The organism is Novosphingobium sp. (assembly GCF_031417815.1).
In the GTDB taxonomy this organism is placed as follows: Bacteria; Pseudomonadota; Alphaproteobacteria; order Sphingomonadales; family Sphingomonadaceae; genus Novosphingobium.
Map to the genome: position 1 here is coordinate 40,310 of NZ_JANOWI010000044.1, position 26,680 is coordinate 66,989.

General features: G+C 63.5%; 29 protein-coding genes and 1 pseudogene. 11 read left to right on the top strand and 19 right to left on the bottom strand.

Going from position 1 to position 26,680, the window contains the following annotated elements; translation table 11 throughout:
- Positions 1-19: 19 nt before the first annotated feature.
- Together RMN99_RS11770 and RMN99_RS11775 are read right to left on the bottom strand one after the other, a co-directional pair.
- Positions 20-607 (bottom strand): hypothetical protein, encoded by a 588-nt coding sequence (locus RMN99_RS11770; RefSeq protein WP_309623509.1) that lies wholly within the window; start codon positions 605-607, stop codon positions 20-22.
- A gap of 90 nt (positions 608-697) precedes the next feature.
- Entirely contained in the window at positions 698-1,342 is a 645-nt protein-coding gene (locus RMN99_RS11775) for a hypothetical protein (RefSeq protein ID WP_309623510.1), read from the bottom strand.
- A gap of 430 nt (positions 1,343-1,772) precedes the next feature.
- Between RMN99_RS11775 and RMN99_RS11780 the strand changes: the two genes are divergently transcribed.
- From RMN99_RS11780 to RMN99_RS11795, 4 genes are read left to right on the top strand one after another with little or no spacing between them, the layout of a single operon-like run.
- Positions 1,773-2,399 carry a hypothetical protein gene (locus RMN99_RS11780; protein WP_309623511.1) on the top strand — a complete coding sequence of 209 codons (627 nt, stop codon included), beginning with the start codon at positions 1,773-1,775 and terminating at the stop codon, positions 2,397-2,399.
- 50 nt (positions 2,400-2,449) lie between these two features.
- Positions 2,450-4,468, top strand: a complete 2,019-nt coding sequence (locus RMN99_RS11785) for a TonB-dependent receptor domain-containing protein (protein WP_309623512.1) — start codon at positions 2,450-2,452, stop codon at positions 4,466-4,468.
- Between the two features lie 42 nt (positions 4,469-4,510).
- The gene (locus tag RMN99_RS11790; RefSeq protein WP_309623513.1) at positions 4,511-5,284 is read left to right on the top strand and encodes a class II aldolase/adducin family protein; all 774 of its coding nucleotides are present in this window, start codon (positions 4,511-4,513) and stop codon (positions 5,282-5,284) included.
- On the top strand, positions 5,272-5,805 hold the full coding sequence (locus RMN99_RS11795; protein WP_309623514.1) for a 2Fe-2S iron-sulfur cluster-binding protein: 534 nt from the start codon (positions 5,272-5,274) through the stop codon (positions 5,803-5,805). Before RMN99_RS11790 ends, RMN99_RS11795 begins: the two co-directional genes overlap by 13 nt.
- On the opposite strand, the gene RMN99_RS11800 is transcribed toward RMN99_RS11795, so the two are convergent.
- Entirely contained in the window at positions 5,802-7,883 is a 2,082-nt protein-coding gene (locus RMN99_RS11800) for a TonB-dependent siderophore receptor (protein ID WP_309623515.1), read from the bottom strand. The two genes, RMN99_RS11795 and RMN99_RS11800, sit on opposite strands and share 4 nt — an antisense overlap.
- A gap of 125 nt (positions 7,884-8,008) precedes the next feature.
- On the opposite strand from RMN99_RS11800, the gene arsC reads away from it, so the two are divergent.
- Complete coding sequence (gene arsC, locus RMN99_RS11805; protein WP_309623516.1) at positions 8,009-8,353, top strand: arsenate reductase (glutaredoxin); 345 nt, start codon at positions 8,009-8,011, stop codon at positions 8,351-8,353.
- Here arsC and RMN99_RS11810 read toward each other — a convergent pair.
- A complete protein-coding gene (locus RMN99_RS11810; protein WP_309623517.1) occupies positions 8,350-9,720 on the bottom strand; it encodes an MFS transporter in 1,371 nt (456 codons plus the stop codon). The two genes, arsC and RMN99_RS11810, sit on opposite strands and share 4 nt — an antisense overlap.
- 95 nt (positions 9,721-9,815) lie before the next feature.
- Here RMN99_RS11810 and RMN99_RS11815 point away from each other — a divergent pair, with 95 nt between their 5' ends.
- Positions 9,816-10,442 carry a methyltransferase domain-containing protein gene (locus RMN99_RS11815; RefSeq protein WP_309623518.1) on the top strand — a complete coding sequence of 209 codons (627 nt, stop codon included), beginning with the start codon at positions 9,816-9,818 and terminating at the stop codon, positions 10,440-10,442.
- 3 nt (positions 10,443-10,445) lie between these two features.
- Here the strand turns inward: RMN99_RS11815 and pgmG are convergent, their stop codons facing one another.
- The 3 genes from pgmG to RMN99_RS11830 are packed head-to-tail and all read right to left on the bottom strand — an operon-like array spanning position 10,446 to position 12,973.
- On the bottom strand, positions 10,446-11,849 hold the full coding sequence (pgmG, locus tag RMN99_RS11820; RefSeq protein ID WP_309623519.1) for a phosphoglucomutase/phosphomannomutase PgmG: 1,404 nt from the start codon (positions 11,847-11,849) through the stop codon (positions 10,446-10,448).
- Positions 11,846-12,142 carry a molecular chaperone DnaJ gene (locus tag RMN99_RS11825; RefSeq protein WP_309623520.1) on the bottom strand — a complete coding sequence of 99 codons (297 nt, stop codon included), beginning with the start codon at positions 12,140-12,142 and terminating at the stop codon, positions 11,846-11,848. Before RMN99_RS11825 ends, pgmG begins: the two co-directional genes overlap by 4 nt.
- 6 nt (positions 12,143-12,148) lie before the next feature.
- Entirely contained in the window at positions 12,149-12,973 is an 825-nt protein-coding gene (locus RMN99_RS11830; RefSeq protein WP_409035254.1) for a division plane positioning ATPase MipZ, read from the bottom strand.
- A 103-nt stretch (positions 12,974-13,076) separates the two neighbouring features.
- Between RMN99_RS11830 and panC the strand changes: the two genes are divergently transcribed.
- Entirely contained in the window at positions 13,077-13,925 is an 849-nt protein-coding gene (panC, locus tag RMN99_RS11835; protein WP_309623521.1) for a pantoate--beta-alanine ligase, read from the top strand.
- 20 nt (positions 13,926-13,945) lie between these two features.
- Here the strand turns inward: panC and RMN99_RS11840 are convergent, their stop codons facing one another.
- Positions 13,946-14,206 (bottom strand): hypothetical protein, encoded by a 261-nt coding sequence (locus RMN99_RS11840; RefSeq protein WP_309623623.1) that lies wholly within the window; start codon positions 14,204-14,206, stop codon positions 13,946-13,948.
- A 3-nt stretch (positions 14,207-14,209) separates the two neighbouring features.
- On the opposite strand from RMN99_RS11840, the pseudogene RMN99_RS11845 reads away from it, so the two are divergent.
- From RMN99_RS11845 to RMN99_RS11860, 4 genes and pseudogenes are all read left to right on the top strand, one after another.
- Positions 14,210-14,390, top strand: a pseudogene (locus RMN99_RS11845) (oxidoreductase); the annotation flags it as partial.
- Positions 14,391-14,402: 12 nt separating this feature from the next.
- Positions 14,403-14,780: a reverse transcriptase-like protein gene (locus RMN99_RS11850; protein ID WP_309623522.1), complete on the top strand. Its 378-nt coding sequence runs from the start codon at positions 14,403-14,405 to the stop codon at positions 14,778-14,780.
- Between the two features lie 113 nt (positions 14,781-14,893).
- A complete protein-coding gene (locus tag RMN99_RS11855; protein WP_309623523.1) occupies positions 14,894-15,235 on the top strand; it encodes a hypothetical protein in 342 nt (113 codons plus the stop codon).
- A 315-nt stretch (positions 15,236-15,550) separates the two neighbouring features.
- Positions 15,551-16,336 (top strand): hypothetical protein, encoded by a 786-nt coding sequence (locus RMN99_RS11860; protein WP_309623524.1) that lies wholly within the window; start codon positions 15,551-15,553, stop codon positions 16,334-16,336.
- Here the strand turns inward: RMN99_RS11860 and virB11 are convergent.
- The 11 genes from virB11 to RMN99_RS11915 all read right to left on the bottom strand — a co-directional run bounded on the left by virB11 (position 16,288) and on the right by RMN99_RS11915 (position 26,563).
- Positions 16,288-17,298 carry a P-type DNA transfer ATPase VirB11 gene (virB11, locus tag RMN99_RS11865; RefSeq protein ID WP_309623525.1) on the bottom strand — a complete coding sequence of 337 codons (1,011 nt, stop codon included), beginning with the start codon at positions 17,296-17,298 and terminating at the stop codon, positions 16,288-16,290. The two genes, RMN99_RS11860 and virB11, sit on opposite strands and share 49 nt — an antisense overlap.
- Positions 17,295-18,491 (bottom strand): TrbI/VirB10 family protein, encoded by a 1,197-nt coding sequence (locus RMN99_RS11870; RefSeq protein WP_309623526.1) that lies wholly within the window; start codon positions 18,489-18,491, stop codon positions 17,295-17,297. The genes virB11 and RMN99_RS11870 overlap by 4 nt, the downstream gene beginning before the upstream one ends.
- A gap of 9 nt (positions 18,492-18,500) precedes the next feature.
- A complete protein-coding gene (locus RMN99_RS11875; protein WP_309623527.1) occupies positions 18,501-19,196 on the bottom strand; it encodes a TrbG/VirB9 family P-type conjugative transfer protein in 696 nt (231 codons plus the stop codon).
- Positions 19,193-19,864: a type IV secretion system protein gene (locus tag RMN99_RS11880; protein WP_309623528.1), complete on the bottom strand. Its 672-nt coding sequence runs from the start codon at positions 19,862-19,864 to the stop codon at positions 19,193-19,195. Before RMN99_RS11880 ends, RMN99_RS11875 begins: the two co-directional genes overlap by 4 nt.
- Positions 19,861-21,063, bottom strand: coding sequence for a type IV secretion system protein (locus tag RMN99_RS11885; protein ID WP_309623529.1), 1,203 nt, complete (start codon positions 21,061-21,063; stop codon positions 19,861-19,863). The genes RMN99_RS11880 and RMN99_RS11885 overlap by 4 nt, the downstream gene beginning before the upstream one ends.
- Positions 21,060-23,429 (bottom strand): VirB4 family type IV secretion system protein, encoded by a 2,370-nt coding sequence (locus RMN99_RS11890; protein ID WP_309623530.1) that lies wholly within the window; start codon positions 23,427-23,429, stop codon positions 21,060-21,062. The genes RMN99_RS11885 and RMN99_RS11890 overlap by 4 nt, the downstream gene beginning before the upstream one ends.
- Entirely contained in the window at positions 23,413-23,685 is a 273-nt protein-coding gene (locus RMN99_RS11895; protein WP_309623531.1) for a VirB3 family type IV secretion system protein, read from the bottom strand. The genes RMN99_RS11890 and RMN99_RS11895 overlap by 17 nt, the downstream gene beginning before the upstream one ends.
- Positions 23,686-23,688: 3 nt before the next feature.
- Positions 23,689-23,991, bottom strand: a complete 303-nt coding sequence (locus RMN99_RS11900) for a TrbC/VirB2 family protein (RefSeq protein WP_309623532.1) — start codon at positions 23,989-23,991, stop codon at positions 23,689-23,691.
- Positions 23,988-24,638, bottom strand: a complete 651-nt coding sequence (locus RMN99_RS11905; protein WP_309623533.1) for a lytic transglycosylase domain-containing protein — start codon at positions 24,636-24,638, stop codon at positions 23,988-23,990. Before RMN99_RS11905 ends, RMN99_RS11900 begins: the two co-directional genes overlap by 4 nt.
- Before the next feature lie 78 nt (positions 24,639-24,716).
- Positions 24,717-24,968 carry a hypothetical protein gene (locus tag RMN99_RS11910; RefSeq protein WP_309623534.1) on the bottom strand — a complete coding sequence of 84 codons (252 nt, stop codon included), beginning with the start codon at positions 24,966-24,968 and terminating at the stop codon, positions 24,717-24,719.
- Positions 24,969-24,979: 11 nt separating this feature from the next.
- The gene (locus tag RMN99_RS11915; protein ID WP_309623535.1) at positions 24,980-26,563 is read right to left on the bottom strand and encodes a DUF4331 domain-containing protein; all 1,584 of its coding nucleotides are present in this window, start codon (positions 26,561-26,563) and stop codon (positions 24,980-24,982) included.
- Between the last annotated feature and the right edge of the window lie 117 nt (positions 26,564-26,680).

Consider the following 26,680-nt stretch of genomic DNA (forward strand, 5'->3'; position numbering starts at 1 on the left):
CTTCCTTGGTCAGTCAGCTTCAGATCGGCGAGATCGTGACGACGATGCTGCCCTGGTAGCTGCTGTCGGCCACCATCAGGTCGGTTGCATTGGCAGTGCGCCAGTTGCTGGTGCGGACTTCGATGTTGGTGCCGGTAGCGGCCAGACGATCGCCGATCGCGGTCAGCGAACCGGCAGCGGCGGCGCTGTCGTTGCTGTAGACCTGAGCGGCGGTGGTCGCCTTGTAGACCTTGACGTCAGCCTGGAACTGCACGGTATCGGCATAGCCCGAACCCGGTGCGGCCGAATTGGTCTGGGCCACCAGCGGGTTGGCATTGACGCTGACCTTGGGGTTGGCGACGGTGCAGACAACGCGGGTGTCCTGGGTTCCGGCGGCCGCGGTGTTGAACGCGGTCTGGAGATCGGCGCTGGTCTTCAGCGTGCCGTCGGTCTTGGCCAGTTCGCCCATGTTGACGGTGGCCGCCCAGTTGGGGGCGTTGGTGCCGGTAACAACCGCGCACTTGCCTTCAACGCTGCCGTTGATGGTGATCGTGCCAGTGCTTTGCGCCATGGCGGGGGTCGCAATGGCCGCAGTGGCCAGGAGTGCGATCGAAACAAGCTTCTTCATCTTTTTCTTCCTTCTAACAGGCCGGTCTGGCCGGCTCATCTTCACACTCCCCGGAGCGGACCAAAAAGCCCGGGGCATTCATTCAGCCTCTTAGATCGCGGGGGATACCGTGACCGTGAGGACATCCGTATATGTTCCCTGAACCAGGATATCGGGCCCCGCATAAGCGGGTGCGGCGACCTGGATAAAGGAACCAGACAGGTTGAAACTGCGCGGCACCGGCAGACCATTGGTGGTGGTGGCGGTGCCTTTGAAATTGCACGGCGAGCTGCCCAGGGCCTGGTCGATCTGAGCCACCGGACAGGTGGAGGTGACCGTGCCGGTGCTCGAACCGGTATCGTAGGGAACGTTGACGGTAACCGCATATGGTGCGCGGTTCTGGTAGCCGGTGGGCACCGTTGCCGCGTTCTTGAGCGCGCCGTTCTGCGACGAAACCGCAATGCGCCACGGTGCGGTGCACTGCGCGGTGAACGGCACCTGCGCGCTCCACCCGGTGGTGTCGATATTGGGTTTGGTGATGGTTGCGTTGGGTTCGGTCCCGGTGGCGAACCCGCAGGTGCCGCCTACCGAAGCCGTGACGTTGACAATCAGAACGGCCTGCGGCGGGCCGGGAAAGACATAGCCGACGGGCACCGCACTGCTGCGGTTGTAAGCGTATTGCTCCTGGCTGATCTGGGCCTGGGCCGGGTTTGCAAGGGTGCCTGCTGCCAAAACGGCTGCGGTCAGTCCTGCCACTCGATCAATGCCTCGCCCAAAACGCATCACACGTTCACTCCACACTAGATTATACTCTGCACACGCTGCGCAGACGCGGTCGTTCAATCAGTCAGTGTGCGGCCCCAGAAACCAGTCTGCGATCTTGTGCCGATCACACTCCGGTTTCTGACTTCAGTTAATCGCATTGCTGGGGGGAAAGCCAAGAAGATTTTCTCCCCGACTTTCTGTTAACCACCGCAAGCCGCAGAAGGTTAACATCTTCGGGCCTTAAACGGCTGAATCCTAGCCATTAAAAAACGCCGCTACGATCGCTGCAAAAGGTCCATTTGCTTTCCGTAAACGGTTAATTCAACAGGTTAATTCCCGTGCCGTTGCCAATCGGCAACACGAATCGCCCGCGCGACTCGATTCGCTTGCCGGGACGGGGACGATGTGGGACCACGGCCCGATGGATCGCGCTTCCGATTGCCATGACATCGCCATTCACGGCTGGGGCATGCTGCCCGCCCTGCTGGCGCTGGACCTTCTGGCGAAGGAGCCTGGATCGCGCGTGCTGCTGCTGTGCGGCGACAGTGCCGTTGGCGGCGATCAGCTGGAGCCGGTGGTGGCGAGCCAGCTCTGCCCGGCTGCGCGCGAACTTGCGACAAGTTGCGTCGTTGCCCGCTGGGAAGGCTATTACATCGTCCGCGATGGCGACATCGTCCGGCACGACGATGCGGTGTGGCTGCTCGATCCGGTACAACTTTGGCTCGAGATCGCCGATCAGGATGCGCGCTGCACCGCGCGGACCGGCTGCAGCGGGTTTGCCCCGGCCGATCACGCCGATCGCCTGATCGATCTCTCCCCGCTCACCCTGCCCCAGGCCGAAAGCGAAATCCGGGGCAATGATCTGGTCCGCCAGCTCGGCCTGCCGATCCTGGCCGATTACGATTCGGTGCCGCCGGGTTGGCACGCGCATCAGATGCTGCCGCTTGGCGATGAACGGGTGATGGTGCGCCGGTTGCCCCTGCAACGATCGTTGGTGGCGGCAACCACCAGTTTCGAAAGCCTGCTCAACGCGCTGGTCAGTGAATAGCGCGGCAGCTGTTGCCAGCACGCGGCGATGGCTCTAGCGACCGAACGTCGATGTCCCGCACCGTTCCCCTTGTCTTCGTCCTGTGCCTGTCGCTTCCGGCTGCGGCCCATGCGCAAGAAGCGGGTGCGGATAATCCCGACCTTGTCGTCACCGGCCAGGGGCTTGCCGAACCGCCCGGAGCGCCCGCCTATGATCGCCAGACCATCACCGCCGAACGCCTGACGAACACCGCATCGGGGCGGATCGAGGATGCGCTGGCAGCGGTCGCAGGCTTTCAGCAGTTTCGCCGCAGCGACAGCCGCAGCGCCAATCCTTCGGCGCAAGGGGTGACGCTGCGCGCGCTGGGCGGCAATGCCACCAGCCGCAGTCTTGTGCTGCTTGATGGCGTGCCGATGGCCGATCCATTCTTCGGCTACGTTCCGTTGTCGGCAATCGCACCCGAACGGCTGGCCTCTGCGCGGGTAACGCGCGGCGGCGGTTCGGGCGCATTTGGCAGCGGGGCGGTGGCGGGCACGATTGAACTCGACAGCGCCGGGCCGCGCCTACTTGGCCTGTTTTCGGGTGAAGCGCTGGCAGATGATCGCGGCGAGACTACGCTTTCGGCCAGCCTCGCGCCGCAGCTTGGCGCGGGCTTTGCCGTCGCTAGCCTGCGCTGGGATCGGGGCCAGGGTTTCTGGACCACGCCGGAACGCCAGCGTGTGCCCGCTTCGGCGCGCGCGCGCTATGATGGCTGGTCCTTTGCGCTGCGCGGGGTGGCACCGCTTACCCCGGATGTTGAGCTGCAGGCGCGCGGCCTTGCCTATGCCGACGCGCGCACGCTGCGCTTTGTCGGTGCTGATTCGACCAGCAGCGGGCAGGATGCCAGCTTGCGCCTGGTCGGATCGGGCCACTGGCAATTCGATGCGCTGGCCTATCTGCAGGCGCGCAATTTCTCCAACATTGTGATCAGCGCCACCAGCTTGCGCAAGACGCTTGACCAGCGCGCCACACCCTCGACCGGGTGGGGCGGCAAGCTGGAACTGCGCCCGCCGGTGGGTGATGGCCGCGTGCTGCGGCTGGGGATCGACTGGCGGGTGACATCGGGCGCGATGTTCGAAAATGCCTATTCGGGCATCACCGGCCTTGTCACCGCGCGGCGCAGCGCGGGCGGGCAGAACAGCGATCTGGGTCTGTTCGCCGAACATGACTGGACGCTGGGCCCGGTTACCCTCACCGCGGGAATGCGCGGTGATCGCTGGCGCGTGACGGGCGGATTTTTCCGTGAAGCCAACGCCGCCGGCGCGGTGACCATCAACAACAGCTTTGCCGATCGCGCAGGCTGGGAATGGTCGGGCCGCGGCGGGCTGGTGGTGCGCGCGGACCAGAGGCTGGCGCTGCGCGGCGCGGTCTATTCGGGCCTCAGAGCGCCCACGCTCAACGAACTCTACCGCCCCTTCACCGTCTTCCCGGTTACCACCCGTGCCAATGCCAGCCTGATCAACGAGCGCCTGTTCGGGTTCGAAGCCGGGATTGACTGGACCCCCAGCCCCGCGCTCAGCCTGTCGGTCACCGCATTCGACAACCGGGTCGCGGGTGCCGTGGCCAATGTCACCATCGGGACCAACCTGCGCGAACGGCGCAATGTCGATGCGATCCGCGCCCGCGGGGTGGAACTCGGCCTCTCGGCCAGGGCCGGAACAGTGCGTTTTGACGGCGCACTTGCCTGGACCGATGCCAGGGTCGAAGCCAGCGGGACGTCGGCCGCGCTCAATGGGCTGCGTCCGGCGCAGACCCCTGAAATTGCTGCCAACGCAAGCCTCGCCTGGACCCCGGCGCCGGGCTGGCGGCTGGCGATCAGCGCGCGTCATGTCGGCATGCAGTTCGAAGACGATCTGCAAACCGATCGCCTGCCCGCCGCGACCACGATCGATCTGTTCGCGCTGGTGCCGCTGGACCCGCGGTTCAGCCTGGTCTTCCGGGTCGAGAACCTGACCGACGTACAGGTCGTCACCCGCAATGTGGCGGGATCAATCGACCTTGGTGCGCCGCGCACCGTGTGGGCCGGAATGCGCATTTCCTTCGGCCGCTAATTGGCATAGGCTCGGCGGCGAATAGCAACCGGAGAGAGAACGATGGCCACCCAGCTCAACGTCCACGCCCGCAATATCGAATGCAGCGAAGCCGAATGGCAGGCGCGGCTGGAACTGGCCGCGTGCTACCGGATCTTCGATCACCTCGGCTGGTCGGAATCGATCTACAACCACATTTCGGTCAAGGTGCCGAACGAAGAGGGCGCGTTCCTGATCAATCCGTTCGGCCTGCTTTATTCAGAGGTTTGCGCCTCGAACCTGGTCAAGATCGACATTGATGGCAACACGCTGGATGGCAGCCCCTGGCCGGTCAACAAAGCCGGGTTTGTGCAGCACGGATTGTTCCATCGCCGCGTGCCGTGGGCCCATGCGATCGTCCACACCCACACCACCGCGACCATGGCGGTCAGCAGCCTTGAAGGGGGCTTGCAGCCGGTCAACTTCTACGCCTGCAATTTCGCCGGGCGAATCGCCTATCACGATTTCGAAGGGATCACCGTACGCTCCGAAGAAGGCGAGCGACTGCTGGCGAACCTGGGCGACAAGAAGATCCTGATGCTGAAGAACCACGGCCCGGTGATCCTTGGCAGATCTCTGCCCGAAGTATTCATCACCCACTGGTCGCTGCAGCGTGCCTGCGAAGTGATGCTGGCAACGCTCGCCGCCGGCAAGCCGCTTACCGTGCCCGATGATGTGGTGGCGGTGCATTTGCGCGATCTGGCCCAGGGCGGGGTTCCGGGCACTTTGCCAGGGCAAGCCGATTTCGACGCCTGGACCCGCAGGATCGACAAGATCGACCGTTCGTGGCGCGACTGACCGTCAACGGCCGCGCGGTCGAATTCAAGCTTGATCCCGCTACTCCGCTGCTGTGGGCGCTGCGCGACGTCGCCAACCTGACCGGCACCAAATACGGCTGCGGCGAGGGCGATTGCGGGGCCTGCATGGTCCTGGTCGAAGGCCAGGCGCTGCGCAGTTGTCTGGTCACCCTTGCCGATGCCGAAGGCCGCGCGGTGATCACGATCGAAGGGCTTTCGGCCGACCGGTCGCACCCGGTGCAGCAGGCACTGGTGGCCGAACAGGCGATCCAGTGCGGGTTCTGCACCCCGGGGATCGCGATAGCTGCCGCTGCGCTGCTGGCGCGCAATGCCGATCCGACCCCAGCAGACATTGCCGCCGCGGTGCCCAATCTGTGCCGCTGCGGGGTCTATCCGCGGCTGGTCCGCGCGATCCAGCGCGCCGGCCGCGTGGCGCGGCAAGTCGAAACGATCAGCGCGGCGCCAGCGCCCGGGATCGCACCCGAAGATGCGGCCCGCGCAGTCCCGGCGATGAGGCCCTAAAACTTCAGCCGCGCGGTCAGCTTGACGTTAAGCGGGTCGCCCGGTTGGATGTTGTTGTCGGTATGCGCGCTAGCGTAATAGTTCGCGTCGGTCAGGTTCTCGACATTGAGTTGCAGTGCGAATTTGTCTGACACATCGAAGAAGGCTGCGGCATCGATCCGGGTATAGGCCGGCAGCCGCACCGCGTTGCTGATCGTGGCATATTGGCCCGCTTGGTGCAGCACCCCCAGCCCCAACCCGAAGCGCGGGGTCAGGTCATAGCGGGTCCAGGCCGAGGCCTGATGATGCGGCAGTTTGTCAAGCTGGCGCCCGGCCGGCGCCGCGGTTGTGGCCGTGCGAATTTCGCCTTCCTGCCAGGTATAGCCAAGGCTGAGCTGCCACTGCGGGGTGATCCGCCCAGCCACCGCAGCTTCGATCCCGTGCGCACGACTGCTGCCGGTAAGCAGCCAGAACCCGGGGTTTGCCGGGTCAGCCACGCGGGTGTTGCTGCGATCGAGCTGGAAGGCAGCCAAGGTAAGGCTGAGCCCCGGCTTCACATCCCACTTCGCGCCCGCTTCGAGATTACGGAACGCCTCGGGTTCCAGCGATTGAAAGGTGGGATTCAGCGACGAGAACTGGTCGCCCGATTGCGGCAGGAAGCTGCGCGCATAGCTGGCATAGAGCGAGAGGTTTTCCTGCGGCTTGAGCACCAGACCCAGGCGCGGTGACCACTTGTTGTCGGTGCGCGCGCTGGGAACGCTGGTGAGCAGGTTAACCGCGCTGATCTGGAACCGGTCATACCGCACCCCGCCGATCACCTGCAGCCACGGCGCCAGTTCGATCTGGTCCTGGATATAAAGCGAACGGCTTTTCACCTTGGTCTGGCCGTTGGTGACGAGGCCCGTCCAGCTGATCGCCGGGAAGCTAAAGCTTTGCGCCAACGGCAGCGTTGCCGAAGCAGCGGTGCCGCCGCCGGACGCCGCGAACAGCACGTTGCGGCGCGTTGCACCGGTTGACTGGTCCGATATTTCGCCGCCCACCAACAACGTGTGGCCGATGCCCCCGGTCTGGCCCTTCCACACCAGATTGGTCTGCCCAATCCAGTTGCTGCGGGTGTTGGTGTCTTCGTAGCCCGAGAAGCTGACGGTGCTGGCCGTGGCCACCCCCGGCAGCAGATTGGCGTACTGCTTGTCGTAGAAGGCGTATTGCCCGGTCACGTCAAGCGTCAGTCCTTCGCCTAGTTCCTGATCGATGCGGATGCGGGCAATGTGCGCGTCAACCGATCCGGTGTTGACGCTTGCGCTGCCAAAGAAGGCCTGATCGTATCCGCCGATCGGCCGCCCGCCAAGCGAAGGCACGCCGCGATCGATCACCCGATCATCAGCCGCATATTCATAAGCCAGCACCACGCGGGTGCCATCGGCAGGCGCGAGCGTCAGCGTGGGGGCCAGGCCGATGAAGTGCCCGCCGAACAGATCGCGGTCGTTATCGAAGTTTTCGTAGGTGCCGTTGATCCGCAGCGCGGCATTCTCACTCACTGGCAGGTTGAGATCGCCCGCCAGCGACCAGCCGCCAAAGCTGTCGATCGCGCCGCTGGCACCCAGGCTGGTGCGGCCAAGCTGCGCCTGTTTTGAAGTGCGGTTGATCACCCCGCCGCCGCCGCCGCGTCCGAACAGCAGCGCGTTGGCGCCTTTCAGGACCTCGATCTGCTGCACATTATAGAGCGGGCGATAATACTGCGCATCGTCGCGCAGCCCATCGAGGTAGAAATCGGCGGTGCTGGCCTGGCCGCGCAGGATCACCTGATCGCGGTGGCCCTCGCCTTGACCGATGGTGACGCCGGGCACAAACCGCAGCGCTTCGCCCAGCGATTCGACGCCCTGATCGTCGAGCCGTTCGCGCCCCAGCGTCACCACGCTTTGCGGGGTGTCGATGGCCGCAGTGCCGGTCTTGGTCCCGGAAATTTCAACGCTGGGGCGCTCACCGGTAACCACGATCGGTGCTTCGTCGTCAGCCGCCTCCTCGGCCCAGGCCGGTGCGCCAAGGCTGGCAGCAAGGGCGAACGTGGACAGGCAGGCAAACTGGCGGGGAAACAACATGACGATCCTTATTGATAACGACTCTCATTAGTCATTGGTGCCGCTAATGCGAATCGTTCGCATTGACAAGGATCAAATTGCGTCCGCGACGCTTTTTGTTAGGGAGCGGCCGAACGGAGGCGGAAATGAAAGCAACGATCTGGCACAACCCGGCTTGCGGCACATCGCGCAAGACGCTGGCGATCCTTGAAGAGAGCCCGGGTGTCGCACCCGAAGTGGTGCTCTACCTTGAGAATCCGCCCTCGGCAGCCAAGCTTGCCCAGCTATACCGCGATGCCGGGCTGACCCCGCAGCAGGGGCTGCGCCTGCGCGGCACTGACGCCGAGGATCGCGGCCTGCCGCACGCCGGTGATGCAGAAGTGCTGGCCGCGATGGCGGCCGAGCCGCGCCTGATCGAACGCCCGCTGGTGGAAACCGCCAAGGGCGTGCGGCTGTGCCGTCCGCAGGACCGGGTGCACGAAATTCTTTAACGGCGCGGCTGCATCAGCTCCTCGTCACCAGTCATGCTGCGCAGGCCCAGCACGATCACCGCCGCGCACAGCAGTTCGATCACCGCGAAGCCAACCCACGGGTTATGGCCATAGAGCCAGACCCCGACCGCCGGCGCAACAATATAGCCCGCGCCATTGACCGAAGCGACGATCCCCGCCGACTGCCCCTGTTCCGCGCGGCTTACGGCCAGCGAAGCCCCGGCGGTGAAACCGGGACGGAACAGGCCGAAGCCAAGCGAGATCAGCGCCACCGCAATCGTGATGGCGTGAAGATCATAAGCCACGGCCAGCAGCGCGGTCCCGCCCGCAGCGATCACCATACCCAGCAGGCACGAAGCGCGCGGACCCAGCCGCATGGTCGGGATTACGCCCCACTGCGCAAACAAGGTGGCCATTGCCCCCGCCATCAGCACGATACCGATCGGCCCGGCGCCCGCCCCGGGATTGGCGCGCAAGCCCATTCGGTCAAGAATCAAAAAGCCGACGATCCCCATGGCGGCGGCTTGCGCGTGCCCGCCCAGCAGCCCGGCGACCAGCCACGGGCGCATCCGTTCATCGAACCACGCCAGCTTCGCGACATCGCCGGGAAGCGCATCGTCGGCGGCGGCATCATCGGGTTCGGCATCGGGGGCAATCGGCGCGCGCGATTCCGAATTGGCACTGAACGGCGCGGCCATCACATCGCCGCGCGCGGCATAGGCCGGGGCATCATCGGGCAGCCACACGCGCAGCGCAAACAGCGTTACCACCGCGATCAGGGTAAAAGCGATGAACGGGCCGACCAGCCCCAGCCCCGGCAAGATGAAGTACGGCGCCAGCGCCGGCCCGATCACCGTGCCAAGGCCAAAGCTGGACGAGATCAGCGAGAGCGAGCGGGTGCGCGCTTCGCGGCTGGTGCGGCTGGCGACATAGGCCTGGACCGCGGGCGGTGCGGCCGAGCCGAACCCGCCATAAAGCGAGCGGCACAGCGCGAAGACCAGCAAAGTCGCCACGCCGCTCAGCCAGCCGTTGAGCCCCAGCCACAGCGCCAGACCGCAAAGCCCAAAGCTGGAAATGAAGCCCATCAACCCGATCGCCATCATCGCCTTGCGGCCGCGCTGGTCCGACCGCCGCGCCCACCACGGCGCGCACAGCATCCACAGCAGCGCCGACCAGGTGTAGGCCAGGCTGATCCAGAAATCCTCGACCTTCAGCGCCGTCCCGATCGAGGGCATCACCGATTGCATCGCGGTGTTGCCCGCTGCAGTCACCAGCATCACGGTGAACAGCAGCGCAACGCGCCAGCCCGGCAGGCTGCTGGTGGTCCCTGCGGGCGCAGTGTCTGGTGGCATATCGCTGCGGTTCATCGATTCACCGCTAAGCCGGACGCAGACACCTTGCAATGCCCGGTCAAATTTGTGATGGGCAGGCCTGCATTCAAACAGCCGGACTAATATCTTTCATGACTGCAACTGATTTTGCCTGCCAAAGCCTGGGTCAGCGCATCCGGCACAGGGTTCAGCGCGCGATGGGCCCGTGGGGCGTGTTCCTGCAAGGCTTTGTCGAGCACCCGGTGATGGTCGGCTCGATCATCCCGTCATCACGCTTCACGATTCGAAAGATGCTGGCCCCGGTGAAGTGGGACGAATGCCGGCTGTTTGTCGAATATGGCCCGGGGGTCGGCACTTTCTGCCGTCCGGTGCTTGAGCGCCTGCGCCGCGACGGACAGTTGATCGTGATCGATACCAACCCGCTTTATATCGACTATCTGAACGCCACGATCCCTGACAGCCGTTTTGCCGCAGTGCTTGGTTCGGCTGCGGACGTGGAAGCGATCGTCAAAGCGCACGGGCACGACCACGCCGATTACGTCCTTTCGGGTTTGCCTTTTTCAACCCTGCCCGATGGGGTGGGCGCGCAAATCGCCGCCGCCACCCACCGCGTGCTGCGCCCCGGCGGCGCGTTCCTGGTCTATCAGTTCAGCGCCAAAGCCCGCCTTTTCATGGCCAGGCACTTCACCTGCATCGATGCCGGATTCGAATGGCTGAATGTGCTGCCGTGCAAGCTGTTCTGGGGCTGGAAAGCCTGAGCGCTAGTGCCCCGCTTGCTCGCCGCGTGCCAGCCCGCTTAGCGCCAGCTGGTCGTCGATCTGCGCGAGCAGCCGGTCGAGCCCGGCCTGATCGTTGCTTTCCGCGCGCGCCACCAGCACATCCTGCGTGTTCGAGGCGCGCAGCAGCCACCAGCCATCGCTGGTCGAAACGCGCACCCCGTCGGTAGCGTCGACATCGGCCCCCGCTGCCGCGAGCCGTTCCTTGACCTCGTCGATCACGTGGAATTTGCGGGTCTCATCAACCTGGAAGCGCAGCTCGGGCGTGTTGACCAAGGCGGGCATTTCGCTGCGCAACTGCGTCACGCTCTTGCCCAGCCGTGATGATGCGGCGATCAGGCGGACCGCAGCATACAAGGCGTCGTCGAACCCGTAGTACTGGTGCGCAAAGAACACGTGACCGCTCATTTCCCCGGCCAGCGGCGAACCTGTTTCCTTCATTTTGGATTTAATCAGGCTGTGTCCGGTTTTCCACATAAGCGGCCGTCCACCAAGCTGAGAGACCCGCTCGAATAGAGCACGGCTGGCCTTTACATCGGCGATAATCGTCGCTCCGGGCTCCATCCTGAGGAGGTCTTCGGCGTAGATCATGAGCAATTGGTCGCCCCAGATTACCCGGCCCTGGCCGTCGATCGCCCCGATCCGGTCGCCGTCGCCATCGAAAGCCACCCCGAAATCGAGGTTCTTGTCCGCGACCAGCGCCTTCAGATCGGCAAGGTTCTTTTCTTCAGTGGGATCCGGATGATGGTTCGGGAACGTCCCATCCACTTGGGTGAAGAGAAGATGGTGTTTGCCAGGAAGCTTCTGGACCAGACGTTCGAGCGCGGGGCCGGCGGCGCCGTTACCGGCGTCCCAGCCGATCGCCAGCCCTTCAAGCCCGGCACGGTCAATCCCGTCGAGCCCTTTGACCAGCCGGTCGACATATTGGTCGAGGATATCGCGGCTTTCGCTGGTTCCGGTCCCGCTTGCCCAGCCCCCCCGGGCGGCCAGTTTGCCCAGCAGCTGGATATCCGCGCCGAAGAACGGACGGCCGGCCAATACCATCTTGAAGCCATTGTAATTGGCGGGATTGTGGCTGCCAGTTATCTGAATGCCGCCCTGCACATCTTCCATTGAGGCTTCGGCATAGTACAGCATCGGCGTCGGCCCCATGCCCACCCGTACGGCATCAAGCCCGGCATCGTTGATCCCGTGCACCACCGCTTCTTCGAGCATCGGCGATGACGTGCGGCCATCATAACCAACCGCCACTTTCCTGCCTTTGCCCTTCTTGAGCAAGGTCGCGAAACCGCGGCCGATCGCATAGGCATCAGCGGCGCTCAGCGTTTCATCGATGATCCCGCGGATATCGTATTCGCGCAGCACGGTGGGGTGGAACTGGTGGCTCATTTTGCGTCTGCCTCAATCCTGTCGAGCCGCGCGATCAAAACATCGCGCGCGGCCGTGGCGGCGTGAACCGCCTGGTTGCTTCCCCCGCGGTCTGGATGGACGCGGACGATGAGGCGCCGGGTTGCATCGGCGATCTCGGCGCGCGTAGCCGCTTGGGCCACGCCTAGCAAGGCCCGTGCTTGGGCTTCCTTCTGGGATCGTTCACTTTTTTGCCAGAACTGCCACGGCCAATGGCCAGTCAACATGCGGCAGGCCAGTGATCCGAGCAGGGCGAGCGTGATCAGCTTGCCCACCGCGAATCACCCGGGCTGGCTCAGCGCCAGCTCAGGCTCGTGCCGACTTGGCAGCGGCAGGCCGAGCGCGCTGACCAGCGAGCGCAGCTCCTGGCGGGCGACCAGGTGGCTGGTCCCCAGTTCGCCAAGGTGCCCCTTGTCGAGCAGGGTCAGCCCCGAAGGGAACAGCTCGCGGTAGATCACCCGTTCGGACAGCCCCCCGGCAATCCGGAAGCCAACCCGCTTGGACAGTTCGGTCAGCGCCGAATCGAGCCGCTTCATGTTGCGCGCTTCGGTGTGCTGGGTGCGGTTGCGCACCACCACCCAGTCCATTTCGCGGCGCTTGTCGGTAAGCGTCGCCATGGCCCGCTTCTTGCGCGCCTCCCAGATCAGTTCGGCATAGAACGATAGCTTGCGGACCTTGAAGGTTTCAGCATCGACCTGGCCGATCAGATCGAAATCGACGAAACTGTCGTTGAGCGGGGTGACCAGTGTATCGGCTTCGGTTGCCACATGGCGCGCGAACGGATCATCGCGACCGGGCGTATCAAAGACCAGAAAATCTGCACCCTGGGCCAATTCAGCGGTCATGGCATCAAGCTCTTCGATCGTTTCGCCCCTGAAAACCGCGAAATTCGGGGTCGGCAGGGTGACCCCGCGGCGCTTTTCGGTTTCGCTGCGGTTTTCGAAATAGCGGTGCAGCGTCCGCTGGCGCGAATCGAGATCGATCGCCGCCACCCGCGCGCCTTGATAGGCCAAGGCCACGGCAACATGGACCGCGGTGGTGCTTTTGCCGGTGCCGCCCTTTTCATTGGCGAAAACGATGCGGTGTGGGGCGGTCAAAGTGGGCACGGGGGCTGGGTGAACTTTCGTTAGGCTGTTTGCTTTTGCTGCACCGCAACCTAATGCGTCTCGACAGCTTTCTCCAGCGGGCTTTATCCAAGGGGTACCCGGCGTGCAAATCGTGCGGCAACTTGATCCACTGCGCAATGTCACCGATACCCTGCGGCGCGAGGGACCGCTCGCCTTGGTGCCGACTATGGGCGCGCTGCATGAGGGCCATTTGACGCTGGTGCGCGCGGCGCGCAAACGGGCAGCGCATGTCGCCGTATCGATCTTCATCAATCCGCGCCAGTTCGGGCCGAACGAGGACCTGGCCAGGTATCCGCGCCGGCTTGAGGTCGATTGCGCGCTGCTGGCGGCTGAAGGTGTCAGCCTGGTCTGGGCACCCGAACCCGAAGCGATGTACCCCCAAGGCTATGCCACCACCGTTTCGGTCACCGAGGTCAGCGAAGGCCTGTGCGGCGCGGCGCGGCCGGGCCATTTTGACGGCGTGGCAACCGTGGTGCTCAAGCTGTTCAACCAGGTCCGGCCCGATCTGGCGCTGTTTGGTGAAAAAGACTGGCAACAGCTGGCCGTGATCCGCCGCATGGCGCGCGACCTCGATCTCACCAGGCCGCATGTCGCTGCGATCGAGGGGGTAGAAACCGTGCGCGAAGCCGATGGCCTCGCGCTGTCGTCACGCAATGCCTACCTTTCGGCCGAAGACCGCGCCAACGCCGCGGCCCTACCGCGCGAAATGCGCCGTGCGCTGGCCGCGATCCGCGCTGGCCAGCCGGTTGCCGATGCGCTCGGCGCGCTGATCGGCGCATTGATCGCGAACGGCTTTGTCTCGGTGGATTATGCGCAGCTCTGCGATGCCGAAACACTGGTGCCGCTGGCCCAACCCGGTGTGGCCCCGGCGCGCCTGCTGGTCGCCGCCCGCATTGGCGCAACCCGCCTGATCGACAACCTGCCGCTCTGAAGCTTGGCGGATTTATGCAATTACCCTGAATAGCTTTGTGGCACCTGTCCCGTCAGGCTGAGCGCGCTTGCGATCGCCGGGGGCAGGGCGGGTTTGCTTAGGCAAGCCCGCCCATTCTGTTTCTGGCCCAGCTGGCCAATCTTGCCTTTGCCAATGTCCCGACCCGCGAAGGCCACAATCACCTTGGGGCCAACAAACAGCGCAAAGACCTCGATCAGCGGGTGAGTGAAGGTGCCTATCCAGCCGATCCCGGTGGCGCGAACCTTGCCAGGATAGATCAAGGCGGCGCGACCTGCACATTTTCGCTGTCGTTCAACAAAAATGGTCCGCTCGGCACCTTCTTCCGCTATATCAGTCGATGGCGCTACCTACATCGCCCGCTACGACGATCTGGTGAACGGCAAGGAAGAGCCGATCGACGTCAGCCAGGTCGCCGTCAGCATGAACGGGATCGAACCGCAGGACGGCTGGTCGTAATTGGCAAGGTTGAAAGTATTCTTTGATGGCGGTTGCCGCCCAAATCCCGGGCGGATCGAAGCGGCCGTTGTCGTGCGTGGCAATGTCCAGCTGTTTGACGATTTGGGACACGGCACGAGCAGCGATGCGGAATGGCTGGCGCTGATCTGCGCGCTTGAATTGGCCCAAAGGCAGGGCCTTGCCGACATCGTATTGATTGGCGATGCGATCGCGGTGGTCCAGCAGGCCAACGCGGCGCTTCGAACCGGCCGCGCCAAACACCGGCATGCCGCCAGGTTTCTGGCCCTGTCTGCCAAGGCGCATCCGGTGCGGATCCGCTGGATCAAGCGCGCGCAAAATCTCGCTGGCATCGCGCTGGCCGCCCGGCACCCGCGATAGCGGGCCGGAAACCGGGCCTACAGATCATCGAGCCAGCCACCGCATGCAGTGTAGTGTTGCCGGCTGCATCGGTATAAGTGCGGCTGCGCAGCTTAGGCATTTCAGGCAGACCCATGGCCCGTAAACATTCGAAACATGATCCCTATCGCGACCTCGATCGCGACGAGGACGAAGTGCCTGCGGTGGCTGCCCACTGCTGGCTTTGCGGCCGGCCGATGGGCAAGACCACCGTCTTGCATCATCCCGTTCCCAAAAGCCGGGGCGGGCGCGATGTCGTGCCGATGCACCCGATTTGCCAGCAGACGCTGGTCGCGAATTTCACCAATTCAGAGTTGCAGCGTTTCGGCATGGATGTCGAAGGTCTGTTGGCGAACCCCGCGATCCGCAAATTTGTTGACTGGGTGGCAAAGAAAGACCCCGATTTTAACGCGCCTCAGGCTAGGAAACTACGTTGATTCGCAATACTGCCAGCGCAGCGCAGTACCTTGAACCGCGAACGTCGCCGCATGACGCGGGCGAGTTTTGCAGGTGCGTTGGCTCTGTCGCGGATCACCTCGGGTGAGGAGTTGAAATAGCGGAACGGGCTGGCGGTTTTGCGGGGGCGGGGCATGATTCGGCCCCAGCTTTCATGGACCCATGTCGCCAGTCGTTGCAGTTGCTCTGACAAGCCCAGTTCACCGACGTCTCTCAGCAGTGCGCCTTTTTGCATTTCCGGTGCTCCCGGGCCGTCCGCACGAGAACGCCCTCAGGGAAGATGGTAGGCGGACGATGTGATGGTGTTGAATATTATCGGATCAATCTCCGCAGCGCACGATGATGGCATTCCGACCGGATTCCTAAATGCGCCGATGAGCGCAGCGGCCCGTGCGCGGCGTGCCGCATTGATGGTCGTGATTATTGCAGGTCATCTGGTTTTGGCCCTTTGGATTTTGCTTGGTGGGAGCAGCTTTGCGGCTGTCCGCAAGCCGCAAAGCCTGACGGCGATCGACATTTCCGTGGATGTTCCAAAGCCCGACGCCCCGGCCAAAAAGGCGGTCGTTCCGCCAGTGCCAGACAAGCGGAAGGTAGCGCTTTTGCCCACAAAAGTGACCGTCGAAGCGGCGCCTCCGCCCGCATCGGGGAGCGGAAGCGGGAGTGGTTGTTCCGTAGCAAGCGCGGTGGGCGCCGCGCTGATTGCCGACGAACGTGCCATGGAAGAACTTGCCGCCTTGCCCGCCGAAGTCCGTTCCGATGCCGATGCGGTGATGTTGTGGAATGGGTCTTGGCTGGGCATCGCACCCGAAGCTCAGCAACTGGTGCCGCAACCGCAAACGCAAATCCCCGAGTTGAAACGCGTGGTCACGAATACGGTTCTGGCGCTTCCGGTAGAATGCCAAGGGGTTGAAACAGCAGGACCGCAACTGATCCCGATTCCCGAACCGGGCCGCACGACAATGGTGGTGATCGGTTCTGGGGTGTGGCGTTGGTCAGACCTGATTGAATTGCCCGTTACCGATCCGGAAGCTGGTCAAACCGGCGATGGATGGCTTGATTCGTTCAAACTGAGTGGGAACTGAATCGCCGTGACGTTACGCTGTCCATCACTGCGGCCCAATTGCACAATCAGATCAATCGTCGATCGGATATAGGTAACCGTCTCGCTGCGCCGCAAGTCACTGCCAGACTGACCGACAATCAACGCAAGCTGTTCGATCGCACCGCTGGGTGAACTGGCGTGGATCGTGCTGATCGAGCCAGGATGGCCCGTGTTAACGGCACGCAAATAGCTGAGCGCCTCAACGCCGCGGATCTCGCCCATAATGATGCGGTCCGGGCGCATCCGCAGCGCCGCTTCAAGCAAATCGGCCGAACTGACCGAGGCCTCGCCAAGCTTGCCGCGAACCGCCACCAGGCCGACTGCATTGGGATGAATCAATTGAATTTCCGGCGTGTCCTCGATCAGAACCAATCGTTCCTCAAGCGGAGCTTCTTTCAGCAAGGCATTGAGCAGCGTCGTCTTCCCAGTCGCGGTCCCGCCCGAAATCAGGATCGATTTGCGCGCGCGCACGGCATTGCCGAGAAACCCTGCGATGTCGCCTTCGCCAAGTTGAGCCAGCAGATCCTGATCAATCGCCTGCTGCGCCAGCGCGGCGTGGCCGACTTTCGAAAAAGCCCCGCTCGCCACATAATCTGCCAACGTCAGATCCGGCACAACGTGTTTGCGGATGGCGACCGTTACATGCCCCCGGGTTGCGGGCGGAGCGCAGATTTGAACCCGCGCCCCGCTTGGCAAAGTAGCGGCCAAGAGCGGGTGCTCACGGCTGATCCCCTGATCCGAAGCGGCGGCAATCTGGCGGGCCAGGCGCCACAACGCTGCATCGTCAAGGTTTGGACTGTCATGCTGCTCGATCCCGTCACTCGTCTCGAGCCATAGTTCGCCAGGACGGTTAACAAAAATGTCGGTCACGTCGGGCCGATTCAGCGCGTCTTCAAGTGGGGCCAGGAAAGCGCCCAGATATTCCAGCGGTTGGGCGTTCACCGGCGGGCCGGTCCGACTGCAGTGAAATCAAGGTCACGCGCAACGAAAATCTGGACCAATGCGCCTTGATTGGTTTTGATTGTGGGCGGGATGTCGTTTCCGCGCGAGGCCTGCGTAGCCAGCGCGTTCGCATCGTTGGCTGAATTGACGATAATGGTGGAACCGCCGCCGATCCGGCTTGCCAAGGCACCGATCCCGCCAGTCAGGACCGAAAGCAGGATAGCCCCGCCGAATCGCTTCAGAAAATGCCGGCTCACCTTGCCGCTCAATCCGCCCCGGCCCAACTCGTCGACGGCGGGCGAGCCAAGCGTGATTGACACCCCATCGGGGCGGATCAACCGGCTCCAGACAATGAAGATGCGGCTGGCCCCTTGGGCAACGCCTGAATTGTATTCGCCGATGACCCGGCTGCCAGCCGGGATGAGTACCGACGAACCATCGAACGACAGGACATCCTTGGTCACAACGGCGCGGGCATAGCCGGGCAAGTCAGAATTGAGCGCGGTTTCCATCACCGCGCTGATAATCGTGCCTTGCGGGATCAAACGGTTCAGGTTCGTCAATTGCCGCGCTTCGGAAGCTTCGGGCTGCTTCATGCCAACCCGCTGGGAAAATTGTTCGTTACCCGATCCTGTGGCTGCTTGAGGGCTGGCGGCATTGGCTGCGGCAATTGCATCACCGGTCGGATCGAGGCGGGGGCCAGCATCCTGCGCGGCTTGATCTTGTCCGATCGCGGCACCATCACCGCGTTCGGGCCCGGCCTGGTCCTGTCTCAGCGCGGCGCCGTCGGTGCGTGACGCGCCGCTGGCGTACAGATCTATCACCAGTGCGGACCCGCCAAACCGATCCGTCGCGGGCTGGCGCGTGATCAAGCTGGTTGTGGGTAGGGGCGGATAGCGGGCCGTATAGGCTGCGGCAGGCGGCGATGCGGTCAGCAATACCGGGGCTGCGCGCGGCACGAACGGCGCGGCGGTGACCAGCTTTGGCTCTGACATCAGCGTGGGAGCGGCCATCGATCTTTGCTGGAGCGGGGGCAGCGCGAGGGCCGAAGTCGCCTGATCGGAACGGGCCGACACCATCTTGGCGAAGACCGCACTGCCTACGAACAGCAACCCGATCGCCAACGGTGCGACCGCGGTGCGCGCTGCGGCGCGGGCAACGCGCGGACGCCGGACAGGAGGATCGCTGGGCATGGCTGGTTCCTATGGTTGCTTGGTGACGGTGGCAAAGCGTTTGCCGGCGCGCAAAGTGAACCGCCGGGCGCGCTGCTGGACGACTGCGACGCGGCCGCGCACAGTGACATTGACCAGGCTTTCGTCTTTCTTGGGCCCGCCCGCAAAAATAGCCGGCATCGCTACGTCTTCGGCAAATTCGAAATAGGTCTGGCGGCCATCGTCCCACACCCGGGTCGGCATCAGTCCGGTATCGCCCGCGAGCGCATAGCCGAAATCAAGGTTGACGGGCGGCGGCGGTGGTGGTGGCGGTGGCGCTTCGGCCATGATCGCAACCGGCACCGGGGGGTATTCAAACCGCAAAACCCACGGTGTTGCCGCCCCGCGGGGGGCAACCGACAGGCTGAAAGTATAATGCCGCACCGTGGTGACCACGGTCATATTGGTGCTGCCTTTGGCGCTTAACGGCTTGAGAAACAACATCCGCGCACGCTTGTTGGGGACGACCTGCCAGGCGGTTGCATCACCGATCGAGACATTTTCGATGCGCTCGTCCGGACCAAATTCGATCATGATTTGCCAGCCGACTGCGCCCTTGATCTCGATCACAGTGTCGGGCTGGTAAAACACCGTGTGGATATGCGGGTCCGATGCCATTGCGGGCGATTGTACCCCCGCGCAGGCGCACGCCAGCGCTACCGCGACCAGCGGTGCGATTGACCTCACTGGGTCGCTCCTTCGGAATCGCGCCGATAGCGCGTCACAACAAAGCCGAGCGGGTTGTCGAACCGGTCTTCAAGCCGCAACGGGCGGTCGTTGAAACCAAACGATACGGCGCTGACGTATGCCCGCGTATCGATGATCCGGCCCCCGGCGGCGCTGCGTTCAGTATCGTACCTGACCAGCCCTGCCCCCGGACCCACGAGTGAGACGCTTTTGATGCGGACTTTGACGGTGTCGCCCGGTGATAAAGCACGCAGTGGGCTGGCAGCGTTGTCGGCAGCCATCACCGCCACATACGCGCTGCGGACATCGCCCGACGAGCGCAGTTGCACGCGCCGATAATTGACGGCCAGGTCGGTTGCATCAAACGATTCGCGCGTCCGCACATAATTGGCCAGCTCGGCCTGAATCACCGCGTCGTTTTCACTCAGCTTGCCGTCTTTCAGCGTCGTGGCAACTTCGACCGCACCGGTCTGCCGGTCGACCGTGACAACATACGGCTGAACCGATTTCAATGGCATCATGAACATCATGGTGATCGCCAGCACCAATGCCAGCAGCCCCGCTGCGGCAGCCACGCCCCAGGCGATCTTGCGCATCCGCCGCTCGGCGGCAACGCGCTCGTCAACCCAGCTGAGGGCGGTAGCGTAATACTGATCGGTTTCGGTCATGAATCCCTGCGCTTGGCTGCGCGTGATGCGCGATTTCTGAGAGGCCGCCTGAGCGGCGGTGGTGCAAAGTAAGCACTGTCGGCGCGTGACGACACGGTCAGCGGACGACGCATTCCAGTTGTCATTGCCGTGGCAGCTGGGGTACCGCGCGCATAAACGGGAGCTGCGCGATCGGGCACCGTCTGGGCGTCGCGCCGCTGCAGCGTCTCAAGCGCGCGGACCACACCGGGATGGCTGGGCTCGCGGGCGCCGACGAGGATATTGGATACGCGGCTTTCAGCAGTCGCGTGGAATGACGTTGTCGCCGCTGGCTGATTTTGTCCGATAGCCGGCGCGCGTCCAGCCAGACGAATACCGCCCGCGATCGATCGCAACACCCCCAGCGCGGCCAGCAGCGCAATACTGAACACGATCGTCACAAGCCCGAGCGGCGTGACCGAACTTTCGAGAAATTGCCCTGCCGCCTGCTGGGCCAGATTGCGATCGAGAATCGGAATGACGATCGCCAGTTCGACTGCCGCCAGCACCAGCACCCCGATCGGGGCCAGCGCCGCCGCTACCAGCGCGCGCAACCAGCCTTCGAGCAGGCCGCGCGTGGCATCGAACAGCAGAAATCCCGCGACAACCGGGGTCAGGGCCAGCAACAGGGCCAGGACGATCCGCGAAACCACCAGCAGTCCCAGCGTTGTCATGGTCAGCAGGAAGGCCGAAACGTTAAGCGTCATCGCTGTCGCCGGGGGGCCACCCACGAGCGGTGAGGCGATCCCGGCGCGTTGCCGCCAACCGATGCTCGCCTGTTCGATCTTGTCGAGCGCGCTCTGGATCCCGGCGAGCGGCGGTGACGCGTCGATTGCCGTAACAAGTTCTTCGGCCACCCGGGTCGGCCCGCGGGCCACGGTATCATAAACCACACTCTGGACCATCGCCCACGAAGTGGCGAGCAGCAGCACAACCCCCATCCGGACCGCGAGCCGGGTCAGATCCGCCAGCACCAACCCCCGGCCGAGCATCAGTTGGTACCCGAAAAAGGCCACGGCGATGACCATCAAAGTCGTCAAGGTCGTGCCGGTCGCGCTTTGCGGCGAGGCCAGTGCCGCATAACCGCGCTCGACCAGTCCAAACGCCTGGCAATCGGTGTCCGCCAGCAACCCGGCAACCAGGCCGGGTGCATCGGGTGGCGGGCACGCTCCGGGGGTCACGCAGCTTCAACCAATCGCGGCAGCCACGCATGGGGTGCATCGCCCAGTTCCGCGCGCAGGGCATCGAGCATCCGCACGGTCCGCTCGCGCCCCGACAAGACGGTGAGCAGTTCGGGCTGGGATGCGAGATTGAGCCGCACCACAACGCTGTCGGTGCCGTGCTTGATCAGGAACGCGCGCGCGGTTTCCGGCATTTCGCGGATGATGTCGAACTCATCCTCGGTCAAGCCGAAGCCGCCGATGTAGTCGGCTGCCTGCGCGCTCGCGTTGGCCATGAATATCTGCGTTCCGGCTTGTTCGATGATTGCGCTGGCAATCCGGCTTTCAAGCGCGTCGGAAGCCGACTGGGTGGCAAAACCGACAATACCGCCGCGTTTGCGGATGGTTTTTTCCCAGTCGCGGATCCGTGAGACGAACACTTCGTCATCCAGCGCTTTCCAGCCTTCATCGACCACAATGATCGTCGGTTGGCCATCGAGCCGCTCCTCGACCCGGTGGAACAGATACAGCATCGTCGGCGCGCGCAGCGCCGGCTGATCAAGGATCGCGGTCATATCGAAACCCAGCGATGCCGCATCGATGTCAAGCCGGTCTTCGGCGTTGTCGAACAGCCAGGCGAACTCGCCGTCCGAATGCCACGGAGCCAGACGCGCCGAAAGGTCTCCTGCCGAAGCTCGCCCGCGCCCGCGAAACAGTTCCGCAACATGACGCAGACGGCGCAGTTCGGGACGCCCGGTCATCGCCGCAGCAACGGCTTCGGTGATCCACGACAGTTCCTCGACGTCGAGCGCCGGCCCCTCACCTTGCGCCAGCCGCGCCAGCCAGTCTCCCAGAAACCGGCGATTGACCGGCGTGTCGGGTAGCGCCAGCGGGTTCATTCCGGTGGGCACGCCAGGGCGCAGCGCATCGTAGCTGCCGCCAATGGCGCGCAGAAAAATCTCTGCGCCGCGGTCCTTGTCAAAGAACACGATGCGTGGATTGAACCGCCGGGCCTGGGCCAGCAGGAACGCCAGGACCACGGTCTTGCCCGAACCAGACGGCCCGATCACCGTGAAATTGCCCAAATCGCCGCGATGGAAATTAAAGAAGTACGGCCCGGCGGCGGTCGTTTCGAACAGCGTCACGGCATCACCCCAGTGATTGCCCTCGGCCCGCCCGACCGGGAAATTGTGCGCGCTGGCAAACCCTGCAAAGTTGGCTGTCGACACCAGCGCCTTGCGCGCGATGTAGCCAAAATTGCCAGGAAACTGCGCCCAGAACGCCGCTTCCAGCCCCAGCTCTTCGCGCACCACGGCAAAGCCCGCCTCAGACAAGGCCGCCTGGATTTCGCCTGCCGCCTCATCAAGCGCCTCGAGACTTTCGGCCCGGACCATGATCGTCAGGTGGTGCTCGCCAAAAGCAGCGCGGCCTGCCGCGACATTATCCTTGGCCGCAACCAGCTCTGAACGCAGCGACACCGCCGCGTCGTCGGCGGCGCGCATCCGCCTGATCACCAGGTCCATCCGCTGCTGCGCTATCCCGCGATCGACGAAGGCGAAGCTTTGGGTAACCACCATCGGCAGCGGCAAGCGGTAAATGTCGTCCAGCATCCCCGCCGTCGTGGCAGCGGGATAGTCCTTGACCGAGAGGATTGCGGCAAATTCGGCTGGCCGCCCCTCGCACGGCCCCAGTTCGAGTGCATCGACCCCGAACGCGACCGTTCGCCGGGCAACCGCGTGGCCCAGATCACCAAGCGGCAACAGCGCCGGATTTTTGGCAGCATTGAACAGCTCGCCAAAGAATGCCAGCTGCTCGGACGCGAGGCCGACGCTGGCTTCATAGGCGGTCAGCAACCGGGGGTGATAGGCATCGAGCGCGGCCATCAGTTGCTCGCTAGCCTGAACCAGCACGCGCCGGTCGGCCGCACGGTCATCGCTGGCGGGTCCGGGGGCGCCGGTAAACATACCCATCAGCCGCTCTGCCAGCCCGGCCTTGCCGCTCAGCGGACGGACGATCAGCGTGAGGTACAGGTCATTCACGTAAAGTCGCCGCGAGGCGAGCAGCGCGTTCCAGTTTTCATCCAGTTCGGCGCTGAAATCGTCCCCGAACGCGCCTTCGATCCGGGCTGAAACTTCGCGCCGCACGACATGGTGGTAAAGGGCGAAGCGCGCCGAGCCGATCGCCTGGAACATGTTGTCGCGCACCGCGAGCCGGGATTCCAGCTCGGCGCGTCCGATTGTTTCGAATGGCAGCCCAGTCAGGGCAATGACATGCAGCAGATGACCCTCACGGGTCAGCACGGTATGATCGTCGATCTGCGCCAGATACGGCAGGTGGGTGCCCACCGCCGTTTCGCGCTGCGCGGCCTGATCACGGGCAGTAAACATTGGCGCCCCTGAGCTTGTAGTTCCTGACGCGCGGGGTGCGCCGCAACCGGGTCAGCCACAGCGCCATCACGTGCGGATCGCGCAGATGTGCGGCGTATCCCACCGCGTGGATCAGCAGCGAGGGCAGCAGCGCCAGCGGCGTTTTGAACACCAGGAACAATTCAGCGGCGACAATCGCGTTCAGCACGAAAAACGGGTAAGTTACGCCCGCGACAATTTGCGGCCGGGCCAACGCTTTGAAGAGGGGGTCAGCCATGCTTCAGCCAGCGCCCGCTGCAGATCGGATCCCCGAGACGATCGACGCTGCACCGAAGACAACGAACAGCCCCAGCACAACGGTTGCGCCGTACCGCCAGTTGATCCGGCCAGTGAGCATCATGAAACCGACCGCGGCAACCGCCATGACGGCAATGGCGGTGGCGACATTGCCCAGCATGGTGCCCTGAAGCCATTCAGCGGCATTGCCGATCGCGCCGGAGCCCGCCGGGTCGCTAGCGGCCAATTGCGCGTAGGCCGGGCTGGCGATCAAGCTCAGAAGCACGGCGAAAGAACGTGGTTTCATATACTGGGCACCTCGATCAGCAGGATTGGCAGCGGCGCAGGATCAGATTGCGGGGCCGCGGCGTTAATTTGGGTTACGCCGGTGAAGGCTGATGTACCGTATGGCGGGGGCAGACCGGCCGGTCCCGACCAGCGGTTCATGATCGTGCTGACGTAAACGCGGGTTTCGCGAAACGGCGGGATACCGCCATAGCGCCTGACAGCACCCGGACCTGCGTTGTAAGCGGCGAGCGCCAGCGGAACATTGTGAAAAGTCGCGAGTAGCTGCGCAAGATACGCTGCTCCGCCATTGATATTTGCGATTGGATCATTGGGATCAACGCCCAGCTGAGCTGCCGTTGCGGGCATCAACTGCATTATGCCGCGCGCGCCTTTAGGGCTGACAGCATTGTTGTTGCCCCTGGATTCGGTCCAGGCAACGGCGCGTAACAGATCGGGGTCGATGCCATACCGGCGGGCCGCTAATTCATATGGATCATCGGACGATACCTGTTCGCTGGCAGCTGCCACAGCAACGCGCGGGTTGGTGGGCGCTGCTGGCGCGCCGACAATTCGCGCTTCGCCATCGTCGGATATCTCGATTACATTTGCCTGCGCGATACCCGGTGAAACCAGCAAGGCGAAAAGTAGTAGTGTTTTCGATCGCACGTTCCAGCACCTCCTCTGGACAAGTGGAAAGGGTTCGCACCGGCACCGTGAGGAGGGTCACGGCACCGATGCGAGGCGTTATTTGATGTCGACCGGTTCGGTCAGGAGCGAAACGGCAATGATGTCTCCGTCGGCAACGTTGTAAGGCTCGGAATTGTTATCGGCGCGAAACGCGGTGCCGAAGGCAATTCCGAATGAATCCTCTTGCCGCACCATCACTCCTCCGCCGCCGGGAGGCGGGGCCTGGTAGCTGGAACCGCACGCCGCGACGGCAAGGCCAAGGCCGAGCAGACACGCGCCGCGCAAGGCAAGGCTGGGGTTGCGCTTCATTTTCGGTCCGATCACGGTTGGGTCTGCGGGCGCGGAGCGCCGCGGAGCGGTGGGTTGAGATACGGAAATGCGTTCAGGATGTTGGATGCCGAGCTGGGCGCACCATCGGTGAACGCCACCAGCCCGGTCGGCGCGTCAGCAGGCTTGCACAGCCCCAGGTCGGTCATCTTGCCGGCGATCGGCACCGGATGGCACAACCGCCCCATCGCGACGCGCAGAACGATATCGACCGTATCATCACCCGGCCGGCGTCCGTTGGGGAAGCCTGCCAGATCGTTACCGACCACACCGAGCGGGTGCTGCGAGCCGCGCGGTGTCGGGGTGACCCCCGTGTTCAACCGCAACATCTCGGACGCAGTCACTGTCTTGAGCTGGTTAAGCGACGCGATCCCGGTCAGGAAAGTTGCGACCAGATCGTTGCGCGGAAAGTTGGTGGGCGCCAGATTGGTAAAGCTGGTCCCCAAGGTCGCGTTGACCGCGCCGCGGAACAGCGCATCGAGCAGTGCCGGGAAGGTCGGGTTTGTAACATAATCAGCCAGCGCACCGTCCTGCGTGGGCTTGGACGCGTTGAACTGATCCTTTTGCGGGACGCCGATAACCACCTCGTTCACCAGCGGCATGCCAAGACGTGACACCTGCGTGTAAGCGCCGCCATAGAGCGCCGGCGATTTGTAGTTCGCGTTCGGTTTGTTCAATTTCGCTTGCGGGAGGCTGGCGGTGGACCAGACGCCGATGACGCCGTTACCGGTGCCGGTCAGGCAGGCTATCGGCACTTCGATCGCGACCGAGGTAACATTCTTCTTGCCGATCAGCTCCTGGTTGTCCTGGCTCTGCGTAATGCCACCAGGAAACGGTGAGCCATTGCCATAGACCGGATCATTATCGCCTTCGATCGGCACGAAATTGACCAGATCGAAAATTGGCCCAAGGTTGACCGCGAAGTATTCGGCGCGCTGACCTGCAAAAACACGGCCCTGACTCGCGCATCCGGGAATGGCCGCGTTGTAGACAAACTGGCTGGCGTAACCCGGGTAGTTCGAAATGGTTTTGTTGCCGGCATTGTCGAACGGCTTGAGGAAACTGCCACCGGCGGCATTCGTGACCGTACCGCGTCCCCCAGTACGGCGATTGTTGGTAATCTGGGTGACGGTGTAGCTCTCATCTTCGCCCAGGTTGGCATCGTTGGGGGCAGCGATGGGGCCGATCTGGCGCAGCGGGATCGGCAGCGTTTTGCCGCCCACCGTGATGGTCTTGCCGGTATCGCCCTTCAGCGTGTTGGTGAATTTGAACTGGTACGTAAGGTCTTCAACCCCGTCGCCGGTGTTATCGACGTGGATTTCATAAATCGCGTCAGGATCCATCGTGTAGTAATTGGGACCATCGCCGGGATTTTCGCCCGGCTGGAAATTGGCAATCAGGGTGACATAGGCTTCGCGGCCCGGCTCGTAGCTGCGGAACGCATAGAGGTCAGTATTGTCAACTTTGGGGCTCTCAGTGATCGCAGGAGCTTCACGGTGACTGGAGGACAAGGCCGGCGATGTCAAAGCGACCATAACCAGTCCGCTTACGGCGCCCAGTAACATCTTTTTGCGCATAGATCTCTCCATCAAAATTAAATCGTCAAACATGACTGCTGTGATTTTAGGCACGGCGCTGACAAATTGTTGCACAGATTATGGTGCTGCAATTGCCGACAATGGTGCTTTGGGTGC

Coding starts and splice junctions, on each gene's coding strand:
- RMN99_RS11880 (WP_309623528.1), bottom strand. CDS start 19,864: ATGACCGAAACCGATCAGTATTACGCTACCGCCCTCAGCTGGGTTGAC.
- RMN99_RS11855 (WP_309623523.1), top strand. CDS start 14,894: ATGGCCCGTAAACATTCGAAACATGATCCCTATCGCGACCTCGATCGC.
- RMN99_RS11800 (WP_309623515.1), bottom strand. CDS start 7,883: ATGTTGTTTCCCCGCCAGTTTGCCTGCCTGTCCACGTTCGCCCTTGCT.
- RMN99_RS11870 (WP_309623526.1), bottom strand. CDS start 18,491: ATGCCCAGCGATCCTCCTGTCCGGCGTCCGCGCGTTGCCCGCGCCGCA.
- RMN99_RS11815 (WP_309623518.1), top strand. CDS start 9,816: ATGACTGCAACTGATTTTGCCTGCCAAAGCCTGGGTCAGCGCATCCGG.
- RMN99_RS11785 (WP_309623512.1), top strand. CDS start 2,450: ATGTCCCGCACCGTTCCCCTTGTCTTCGTCCTGTGCCTGTCGCTTCCG.
- RMN99_RS11780 (WP_309623511.1), top strand. CDS start 1,773: ATGGATCGCGCTTCCGATTGCCATGACATCGCCATTCACGGCTGGGGC.
- RMN99_RS11895 (WP_309623531.1), bottom strand. CDS start 23,685: ATGGCTGACCCCCTCTTCAAAGCGTTGGCCCGGCCGCAAATTGTCGCG.
- RMN99_RS11790 (WP_309623513.1), top strand. CDS start 4,511: ATGGCCACCCAGCTCAACGTCCACGCCCGCAATATCGAATGCAGCGAA.
- RMN99_RS11900 (WP_309623532.1), bottom strand. CDS start 23,991: ATGAAACCACGTTCTTTCGCCGTGCTTCTGAGCTTGATCGCCAGCCCG.
- pgmG (WP_309623519.1), bottom strand. CDS start 11,849: ATGAGCCACCAGTTCCACCCCACCGTGCTGCGCGAATACGATATCCGC.
- RMN99_RS11910 (WP_309623534.1), bottom strand. CDS start 24,968: ATGAAGCGCAACCCCAGCCTTGCCTTGCGCGGCGCGTGTCTGCTCGGC.
- RMN99_RS11915 (WP_309623535.1), bottom strand. CDS start 26,563: ATGCGCAAAAAGATGTTACTGGGCGCCGTAAGCGGACTGGTTATGGTC.
- RMN99_RS11810 (WP_309623517.1), bottom strand. CDS start 9,720: ATGAACCGCAGCGATATGCCACCAGACACTGCGCCCGCAGGGACCACC.
- RMN99_RS11890 (WP_309623530.1), bottom strand. CDS start 23,429: ATGTTTACTGCCCGTGATCAGGCCGCGCAGCGCGAAACGGCGGTGGGC.
- RMN99_RS11770 (WP_309623509.1), bottom strand. CDS start 607: ATGAAGAAGCTTGTTTCGATCGCACTCCTGGCCACTGCGGCCATTGCG.
- arsC (WP_309623516.1), top strand. CDS start 8,009: ATGAAAGCAACGATCTGGCACAACCCGGCTTGCGGCACATCGCGCAAG.